Below are 8,876 nucleotides of genomic sequence, written 5' to 3' on the forward strand. Positions count from 1 at the left end.
CGTGGTATTGCTGGTTCAGCAGGCAGTAAAGACTGGATGATCATCCATGCTTCATCGGGAAGGTCGTAGCGAGCCATAGTTCAATATACTGTGGAAACATACGGTTACTATAACTCAGGCAATTAAGGGACACAGCCTAATACACGTCAGCTTACCGAAGCCGTTGCGCTGTTCAAACTCTCCGCGCAGGATAAACATCTGTCACCTGCCGTTGCGCTGCCTCGTAAAAGTGTGACTCCCGCGCCTGCACTGTTAACCAGCAGCAAGAAAAGTGCCTCAGCAAATGATAACTGGGAGACGTTCTGACGACCAGCGGCGTAACACTGCCGCCATAAGCAACCTGTTATCCTATGGCGTCAGACGTACTCGTCTGACGCTCAGACTTATGACAACGTCATTTCCTCCCTCGTCATCCTCGGCGAAAGCCGGGGATTCCTGTCTGAATAAACGCATCTTTTCGGCAAGAGATTCCCGCCTTCGTGGGCATGACGGTGGGAGTAGGGCGGTTTGTCAGCAACCTCAGCGCCAGTCGGATAAATCTGGCGCTTTTTTTCTTTCCACGCTCCGTTATCCCCCGGCATGAAGTTGAACCTATTTCACCCATGATGAAGTACAATCACTGGATAATCCTGAGTCACTCCACTAGAGTGAACGCGCTTGGAATGTCACACCTGCCGGAGAAGAAAGAGAATGACCACCACGTTGAGTCGCGAAGCGGCACTGGTTCATGAAGCGTTGCTGGCGCGCGGTCTGGAAACCCCGCTGCGCGGCGCGCTACTGGATGCCGCTACCCGCAAGGCGCGCATCGCCGAACACATGACCGAAATCATGAATCTGCTGAGTCTCGATCTGCAAGATGACAGCCTGGCAGAAACGCCGCATCGCATCGCAAAAATGTATGTGGACGAAATTTTCGCCGGGTTGGACTATGCCAATTTTCCAAAAATCACCATCATTGAAAACAAAATGAATGTGGATGAAATGGTTACCGTGCGCGATATCACACTGACCAGTACCTGCGAGCATCATTTTGTCACCATGGATGGCAAGGCAACTGTCGCTTATATTCCGAAGGAAGGGGTGATTGGCCTGTCGAAGATCAACCGTATCGTGCAGTTTTTTGCACAGCGTCCGCAGGTACAAGAGCGTTTGACCCAGCAGATTCTTGTCGCGTTGCAAACTCTGCTGGGCACCAGCAACGTCGCCGTATCGATTGATGCCGTGCACTACTGTGTCAAGGCACGCGGTATTTGTGATGCGACCAGTGCGACGACCACCACATCGCTGGGTGGTTTGTTCAAATCGAGCCAGAATACGCGTCAGGAATTCTTGCGCGCCGTGCGCCACCACCAGCACTGATCGTTGTGCCGCAGCCGCCGGGTGTGGCTGTCGGCGGCATGCGTCCCATTGGATTGGCACAAACGCCTATGAAGTCTTACTCTCTGTCATCGCCGCGCCGTATCGCCACGTTGGTTTTCGTGCGTGGCGTTGCCGTATTGGGCATCTTATTGCTCAATATCACCGCATTCGGTCTGCCCAAAGCTGCCTATCTTAACCCTGCTTACGCTGTTTATCCCGCACTGCGTGATGCTCTGACCTGGGCTGTGATGGATCTGCTGGCGCAGGCGAAGTTTCTGACATTGTTCGCCTTGTTGTTTGGTGCAGGCTTACAACTGCTGCTGCCGCGAGGTACGCGTTGGGTGCATGCGCGTCTGTTCTGGTTGATGCTGATTGGCTTGTTGCACGGAATTTTTCTGTGGGATGGCGATATTTTGCTGGATTACGGCCTGATCGGTTTGCTCTGCTATGCCATGATTCGACAGGCGGACAGCAGCCGCATGTTGATACGTATGGGCGCGGTAATGTACGCCGTAGGCGTTGGCATGCTGGTGGTGTTAAGCAAGATTCTCAGACCGGAACAGGGGCGTTACTGGTTGCCGGGTGATGCAGACATGGCCTACGAGGGTCGTGTATTCAATATCTTGATTGCAGTGTGAAATGTCCGGTTTTGGATGTGGAATACAGTGGCTAAAGTTGATGTAAGATGCCCGTTTTGTGAACAGACATCTCCTGTGAAAAAACAAGGTTATGGCAAAAGTTGCTATCAGCGTTACCGTCGTCAGTCATGCAAAAACGGATGGCTACAGGGCTTACAACGACGAACTTCCAAAAGTAAAACACATTGTTAGTAATCTGTATACACAGCATATTGAGCGTACACATCTGACACGGCGTAACCGATTGCAACGGCTCAATCGCAAGACGCTCGGATATTCAAAATCATCCGAAATGCACGATAGGATCACCGGTACTTGCATCGAACGCGAGTACTACGTTTGATGCTACATCAACTCATTGAATACACGACCCCTACGAGGACTATTGGCTCCAACTGGGGGGCGTAGAAGCGTGGCGCAATCGCGTGGATCTGCTGATCGAGAGTTTATTGTAGCTGGGTGTGCAATATGGTTGGCTGCGGGCAGGCTCGTTGCCGTTGGGGGCCGGGTTGATGCGCAGCGGTTGGCTGCGCGGTGAATTCAGTACGGCGCACTATCGCAAGGTTGCGCTGTGGTTCATCGCAGGGGGATTGTTGATTGATGCCGTCGGCATGGTGTTGCAGTGGCATCTTGCCTGGGAGTAACGCTGGAGAGGGCTGTTGCTGAAAATTCCTCGCGATATTGCCGCGCCGATTCAGGCGATCGGTTATCTGGCACTCTGCTACGGGTATTGGTCAACGTTACGACAATGGCGGGTATCCTCCTGGATAGGAGACATCGGACGGATGGCGTTGAGTAGCTATCTGTTGCAGACGCTGATCTGCACCCGATTCTTTTATCACTGGGGCGGTTTTATGCAGTTCGACCGTTTGCAATTGCTGGGCATTGTGCCATTTATCTGGTTGATTAACGTGTTAGCGGCGCACTACTGGCTGCGTAATTTCGAACAAGGTCCGCTGGAGTGGGGATGGCGACGTTTAACGAGGCTGGTTGCCGGGCCTTCGCGCTAATCTGGCATGATACCCTCGTTTGATAGTGCGCCCCACATTATGGTGGTTGTGGTGTGCCGTTTGCGTCGGTGCTACTGTCATGCTCCTTTTCAGCGGGTGGATTGTCTAACGTACTGAGCAATTCGGGGGGGACAGCAGGATAATCAGGTTCATCCTTGGCAATTTTGTGCTCTGCCGGGATAGGCACCAATGGACCAAGGAAGCGGGGTTCGCGTTTGAGAATGTAGAGATCGAACAGCGTCCCTAGTCGTGCACCAACCTCACGCAGCCGGATCGTCATCATGTTTTTCGGTGAGGGTACCGCATAACACTGTGCCTGAATGCCCATATACATAGCGATAAACAGCGCGCGTTCACAGTGGAAGCGTTGGGTAATAATCGTGAAATCGTTGGTATCAAACACTTTGCGCGTGCGCACAATGGAGTCCAGCGTGCGGAACCCAGCGTAATCAAGCACAATGTCGCTGGGTGAAATGCCTGCCGCGATCAAATCGCGCCGCATGGTCATTGGCTCATTATAACTTTGTAGCGCGTTGTCGCCGCTGAGCAGCAAATAGCTGACTTTCCCACCGTTGTATGCATTGATGGCCCCCTGAATACGGAACAGGTAGTACTGATTCAATGCGCCAACACGGTAATATTTTGCCGTGCCCAGCACTACTCCCACTTGACGCTCCGGCAGTGCAGCTAAATCGTCATAGATGTAGGGAGCCGTTTTCCAGCCAATCCACCGGTCCAGAGCGAATGTTGACAGTAATAATACGCAAAGAACAGTACCTGAACCGACTATCAGGCGCTTCCATATGCTCATACGGGTATCAAAATGAGAAAAATGATCATGAACAAAGGCTACTTTACCCGTCTGGCGTAAGCAAGCAATAGCCAAGGTAATAGCCGATTATTGATTGATTGTTGTGCGACTGCGCGAAAAGCAGGCAAAAAAACCGGCCAGCGAACCGGAGAGGTTGATGAGAAACCTAGTTAAGACAGTGCTCCCATCTCTGTCATTCCCGCGAAGTCGGGAATCCCTGACAGACGAAACGCGTTTATTCTCGCAGAGATCCCCGGCTTTCGCCGAGGATGACGAGGAGTAAGGTGATTCTGTCAGCAGGTCGGTTTATGCTGTAAAAGACCCGGTTAGTTTACCCGACTGCCCCACAGGTCGTATTCATCGGCGTGTTCGATAACCACTTGGACAACATCGCCAACTTTGACGTTGGTTTCGCCGTTAAGGTAGACGCTGCCATCGATTTCCGGCGCATCGGCCATGCTGCGGCCAATCGCGCCTTCGTTATCCACTTCATCGATCAGTACGCGCAATGTGCGGCCGATTTTCTCCTGCAAGCGCTCCGCGGAGATACGCTGTTGCAGCGCCATAAAGCGGTGAAAACGTTCTTCCTTGATCGCTTCCGGCACCCTATACGGCAGTTCGTTTGCCGTTGCGCCTTCAACCGGGCTGTATTGGAAACAGCCCACGCGATCCAGCCGCGCCTCGCTCAGAAAATCGAGCAGCATTTGGAAATCTTCTTCGGTTTCACCGGGAAAACCGACAATAAAGGTGGAGCGCAGCGTCAGCTCGGGACACATCACGCGCCACTGTTTGATTCGCTCCAGCGTGCGTTCTACCGCACCGGGACGTTTCATCAGCTTGAGAATTTTCGGGCTTGCATGCTGCAATGGAATATCCAGATAGGGCAGGATCTTGCCTGCGGCCATCAACGGGATCACGTCATCCACATGTGGATAGGGGTAAACATAGTGCAACCGCACCCACACGCCCAGTGAGGCAAGCTGTTCACATAAGCTGACCATGCTTGTTTTTACCGGTTGTCCGTTCCAGAAGCCAGTGCGCTGTTTTACATCGGCACCGTAGGCCGAGGTATCCTGAGAAATAACCAGCAGTTCTTTCACACCCGCTTCAAACAGGCGTTTGGCTTCATCCAGCACACTGCCAATGGGGCGGCTATCCAAATCACCGCGCATCGACGGAATGATGCAGAAGGTGCAGCGATGGTTGCAGCCTTCAGAAATTTTCAGATAGGCATAATGCTTGGGGGTCAGCTTGACGCCCTGCGCCGGTACCAGACTGGTAAAGGGATTGTGCGCCGGTTTGGGAACATAGTGATGCACATGCGAGATCACCTGCTCATAGCTGTGCGGCCCAGAGATTTCCAACACTTTCGGGTGCAATTCACGGATTTGGTTCTCTTTGGCACCGAGGCAACCGGTAACGATCACTTTGCCGTTTTCGTTCAGTGCTTCGCCAATGGCTTCCAGCGACTCTTGCATCGCGCTGTCGATGAAACCGCAGGTATTGACGATAACCACTTCGGCGTCATCGTAGGTTGGCACAACCTGATAGCCCTCATTGCGTAATTCGGTCAGGATACGTTCGGAATCGACCAGGTTTTTCGGGCAACCGAGACTGACAAAACCGACTTTCGGCGCGGCGACAGGTGTTTTTGTGTGGGACATTCAACGTTACTCACTTTGCATCAATGGCGCGGGATTTTAATGGCATTACGGCAAACATTATACAGCTAAGTGTGGGGGTAATGCGAGAACGTGGCGAAATGTGCTATCAGGTGCGCGATTTACGTGTTCTGGACGCGCTAACGTAAAGAAAAGTAAAACGTCGCCGCTTTTTTTGCGTGCCGTGTTCGCGCTGCCTACAGTTAGTGAAATGCCTTGCCAAGGAGCCCCACCATGCTATTTCCATTGACCCGCATCGTTACTGCCCTTGCTCGCGGTTTGCTGTTGTTTGCGCTCACTGTTGCCACGCCGTTGCTGGCGGCACAGCCTACGGTGACCGAGTTGCAAGATAAACTGGACCACCCCTGGTCACTGGCCTTCTTACCGGGAAATAATGGCATGTTGATCACTGAACGTGCCGGGCAATTGCTGCACTGGCAGGAGGGAAAGGGGCTTTCTGCACCGATTGAAGGCGTACCGGCGGTATTTGCCAAATCTCAGGGAGGCTTGCTGGAAGTCGCTTTAGCCCCGTATTTTGCACAAAGCAGTCGCATTTACCTGAGCTTTGCCGAAGTGGGCTATGGGCGTTTATCTGAGGATTATCGCCATTTGGAGCAGTTCACCGTATTCTTCCGCCAACAGCCCAAACTCTCCAGCGGTAATCACTTTGGCGGTAAGTTGGTTTTCGATAAAAACGGCATGCTGTTTATCTCGCTCGGTGAAAATAACCAACGCCCCACCGCGCAGGAGCTCGATAAGCTGCAAGGGAAGATCGTACGACTGACGGCAAAGTTCCTGTCGATAATCCTTTTGTGAACAAGGGCGGCGCGCGACCCGAAATATGGTCGTACGATCATCGTAATCCGCAGGGGCTGGCCTTTAACCCGGTTACCGGAACCCTGTGGGAGCACGAGCATGGTGCGCGTGGTGGCGATGAAATCAACTTTCCCGCCGCCGGGAAAAACTACGGTTAGCCATTGGCGACGCACGGTATCAACTACTCTGGACTGAAAATTCCGGAAGCGAAGGTAGCCCGTGTGCCGGGCATGGCCGATACTGCGCACGTGTGGGAAAAGTCGCCAGGGATAAGCGGTATGGCATTTTATCAGGGCGAGCGCTTCGCGCAGTGGAAAAATTCGGTGTTTATCGGCGCGTTGGCCGAGCGTAACTTGACACGCCTAACGCTGGAGGGTGATCGAATCCTGTCTGAGGAGCGCTTGCTGGCGGATCGCAATGAACGAATTCGCGAAGTCAGGGTGGGGCCGGATGGCTACCTGTACCTGCTCACCGAAGACAGCAATGGCAAATTGCTGCGTGTCAGGCTGAAATAACCGGCGCACTCCGTCAGAGAATGGCGCCGGATAAGTCGCATCAGGTTAACGGCAACATGACCGTGTCGCGGAAAGCGGGGCGTGCGGTTAACTGCTAATACCAGCGTTCCAGATGTGGCAATGACGGGCGTTCGATGTCCATGTTAAACCAGCAATACGCGATACATCCCAGAGGAATATCGCCAATACCGAACGCCGGCCCGGACAGCCAGGGTTGACGGATGAGCGCATCGTCAGCGATAGCCAGCAGGCGTTCGCACTCTGCTTTCTGTTTGGCAATCAGGGAAACATCACGCTGTTCAGGCGCAGTGCGCACTAGGCCAATAAATACGGTGCCAAACGGCACGGCCAACGATATTTCCCAGTCCATCCACTTTTCTGCATTGGTGCGCTGACCGTGATCGGCCAGACAACGAACGATGGTATTGGATTCCCACAACACCAGATCGTCGTCTTGCAAGCAGGGGATTAGCACGTTTGGGTTCATCGTCAGATAATCCGCCTCGCGATTACGGCCAAACTGACCGCCAGCTGGAATGTGCTGATAACTCAACCCCAATTCTGCGGCGAGCCAACGGACTTTTTTGACATTACTCGAATTCTCTCTGCCCCATAAAGTAAGCATGATAACCCTCTGATGGCAAATGGGAGGACGCGCGTTGACGCCCCGGCAGCAACAGCACCAACCACTATACCGGGTTTTCAACGGCGCGGGGGATAAGAAAAGGGAATTATCATACTGAATAGCATGCTGTTTTGATCCCGGCTTGCCTGTGCTAACGTGTCGCCGACATAAAGATATGCCAATTTAATCTTTATCATCCCAAAGCGGATTTTTCATAATGCAGTACACAATATAAAACAGGGAAACCACAATGACTTTGACCCATCGTTTTCGCGCTTTGCTGGGCGCAGCGCTTCTTTCCGCACTGCCGTTAGTGGCAGGCACTTCCACGGCATTCGCCAGCACAGATCCGCAGACGTTGACGTTTGGTGTGGCACCCGGTCCTTATGGCGACATGGTAAATCTGACCATCAAACCGCAGCTTGAGAAAAAGTGCTACAAAGTGGTGGTACGTGAGTTTAGCGACTACGTGCAGCACAATTTGGCGCTGGCAAACGGCAGCATTGATGCCAACCTGTTCCAGCATTCGCTCTATCTGGAAAAGTTTGCGGTCGACAACGGCTTGAAACTGGAGAAGTTGATCATCGTGCCGACCGCGAGCATGGGGTTCTACTCCAAAAAAAAATCCACTCGCTGGACGAGTTGAAAAAAGGCGATGTGATTACGTTGTCCAACGATGCGACCAATCTGGCACGCGGACTGCGTTTTTTGCAATCGCTCGGGTTGATCACCATCAAACCGGAACTTGATGCCACTAAAGCATCAGAAAAAGATATTGTTGATAACCCACGCGGTCTGGTATTCAAACCGCTGGAAGCAGCCCAAATGTCGCGCACGCTGGATAGCGTCACGCATCGCTGGTTAACGGTAACTTTGCGTTTGCTGCTGGGCTGAAACTGTCCACCGCGCTCAAGCTGGAAACGTTGGACGAAAACCTGAAAAACGTGATTGCCGTGCGCGCGGACGATATTGATAAGCCGTTCGCCAAAGATATCAAAGCCGCAGTGGAATCCGAGGAGTATGCTGCTGCGATCAACGCACCGGGCAGCGTGTTCAGTGAATTCCAGAAGCCAGAATGGATGAAGGCGTGTGCCGCACAGTAAGTCGGTATAAGTCCGATAGCGTGTTATTATCCCGGCCTTTGGCAGGGATAATGTTTTTGGCAGGGATAAAACAGAGAATCGGTGATGGTAGAACTCAATGCGATTAGCGTGAATTTTTCGCAGGGGAAAGTGGGCGAAACGGCGGCGGTAGATAACGTCAGCTTGCGTATCCAGCAGGGCGAAATTTTTGGGATTGTGGGTCGTGTATTCAATGAGTTGATGTAGCATCAAACGTAGTACTCGCGTTCGATGTAAGTACCGATGATCCTATCGTGCATTTCGGATGATTTTGAATATCCGAGCGTCTTGCGATTGAGCCGTTGCAATCGGTTACGCAG

Annotated in this window: 6 protein-coding genes and 6 pseudogenes; 7 read left to right on the forward strand and 5 right to left on the reverse strand. The window is 52.5% G+C overall.

The features are described from left to right. Positions 1-690 precede the first annotated feature (690 nt). Together folE and QZ506_RS07170 are read left to right on the forward strand one after the other, a co-directional pair. Positions 691-1,359 (forward strand): GTP cyclohydrolase I FolE, encoded by a 669-nt coding sequence (gene folE, locus QZ506_RS07165; RefSeq protein ID WP_291970058.1) that lies wholly within the window; start codon positions 691-693, stop codon positions 1,357-1,359. 68 nt (positions 1,360-1,427) lie between these two features. Continuing rightward, positions 1,428-1,964 (forward strand): annotated as a pseudogene (locus QZ506_RS07170) (hypothetical protein); the annotation flags it as partial. On the opposite strand, the gene QZ506_RS07175 reads toward QZ506_RS07170, so the two are convergent. Further along, complete coding sequence (locus QZ506_RS07175; protein ID WP_291970066.1) at positions 1,896-2,084, reverse strand: hypothetical protein; 189 nt, start codon at positions 2,082-2,084, stop codon at positions 1,896-1,898. The pseudogene QZ506_RS07170 and the gene QZ506_RS07175 sit on opposite strands and share 69 nt — an antisense overlap. Between QZ506_RS07175 and QZ506_RS07180 the strand changes: the two are divergent. Both QZ506_RS07180 and QZ506_RS07185 read left to right on the forward strand, forming a co-directional pair. Continuing rightward, positions 2,025-2,340: pseudogene (locus tag QZ506_RS07180) on the forward strand (IS1 family transposase). The gene QZ506_RS07175 and the pseudogene QZ506_RS07180 sit on opposite strands and share 60 nt — an antisense overlap. A 31-nt stretch (positions 2,341-2,371) precedes the next feature. Further along, positions 2,372-3,007, forward strand: a pseudogene (locus QZ506_RS07185) (DUF418 domain-containing protein); the annotation flags it as partial. 37 nt (positions 3,008-3,044) lie between these two features. Here the strand turns inward: QZ506_RS07185 and sanA are convergent. After that, on the reverse strand, positions 3,045-3,812 hold the full coding sequence (gene sanA / locus QZ506_RS07190) for an outer membrane permeability protein SanA (RefSeq protein ID WP_291970064.1): 768 nt from the start codon (positions 3,810-3,812) through the stop codon (positions 3,045-3,047). Positions 3,813-4,144: 332 nt separating this feature from the next. Further along, positions 4,145-5,482, reverse strand: coding sequence for a 30S ribosomal protein S12 methylthiotransferase RimO (gene rimO, locus QZ506_RS07195; RefSeq protein ID WP_291970060.1), 1,338 nt, complete (start codon positions 5,480-5,482; stop codon positions 4,145-4,147). A gap of 231 nt (positions 5,483-5,713) precedes the next feature. Between rimO and QZ506_RS07200 the strand changes: the two are divergent. Continuing rightward, positions 5,714-6,810 (forward strand): annotated as a pseudogene (locus QZ506_RS07200) (PQQ-dependent sugar dehydrogenase). Positions 6,811-6,904: 94 nt separating this feature from the next. On the opposite strand, the gene QZ506_RS07205 reads toward QZ506_RS07200, so the two are convergent. Next, a complete protein-coding gene (locus QZ506_RS07205) occupies positions 6,905-7,435 on the reverse strand; it encodes a glutathione S-transferase (protein ID WP_291970062.1) in 531 nt (176 codons plus the stop codon). Positions 7,436-7,685: 250 nt separating this feature from the next. On the opposite strand from QZ506_RS07205, the pseudogene QZ506_RS07210 reads away from it, so the two are divergent. Next, positions 7,686-8,538: pseudogene (locus QZ506_RS07210) on the forward strand (MetQ/NlpA family ABC transporter substrate-binding protein). Between the two features lie 84 nt (positions 8,539-8,622). Continuing rightward, positions 8,623-8,739: pseudogene (locus QZ506_RS07215) on the forward strand (methionine ABC transporter ATP-binding protein); the annotation flags it as partial. Positions 8,740-8,765: 26 nt separating this feature from the next. Here the strand turns inward: QZ506_RS07215 and QZ506_RS07220 are convergent. Continuing rightward, the coding region (locus QZ506_RS07220) for an IS1 family transposase (protein WP_291968255.1) at positions 8,766-8,876 on the reverse strand (111 nt) is incomplete at its 5' end.

It is taken from the genome of Candidatus Symbiopectobacterium sp. (genome assembly GCF_020054415.1).
Taxonomy (GTDB): domain Bacteria; phylum Pseudomonadota; class Gammaproteobacteria; order Enterobacterales; family Enterobacteriaceae; genus Symbiopectobacterium.

Excerpts from the sequence above, each read along its gene's own strand:
- folE (WP_291970058.1), top strand. The coding sequence starts at position 691 with ATGACCACCACGTTGAGTCGCGAAGCGGCACTGGTTCATGAAGCGTTG.
- QZ506_RS07205 (WP_291970062.1), bottom strand. The coding sequence starts at position 7,435 with ATGCTTACTTTATGGGGCAGAGAGAATTCGAGTAATGTCAAAAAAGTC.
- rimO (WP_291970060.1), bottom strand. The coding sequence starts at position 5,482 with ATGTCCCACACAAAAACACCTGTCGCCGCGCCGAAAGTCGGTTTTGTC.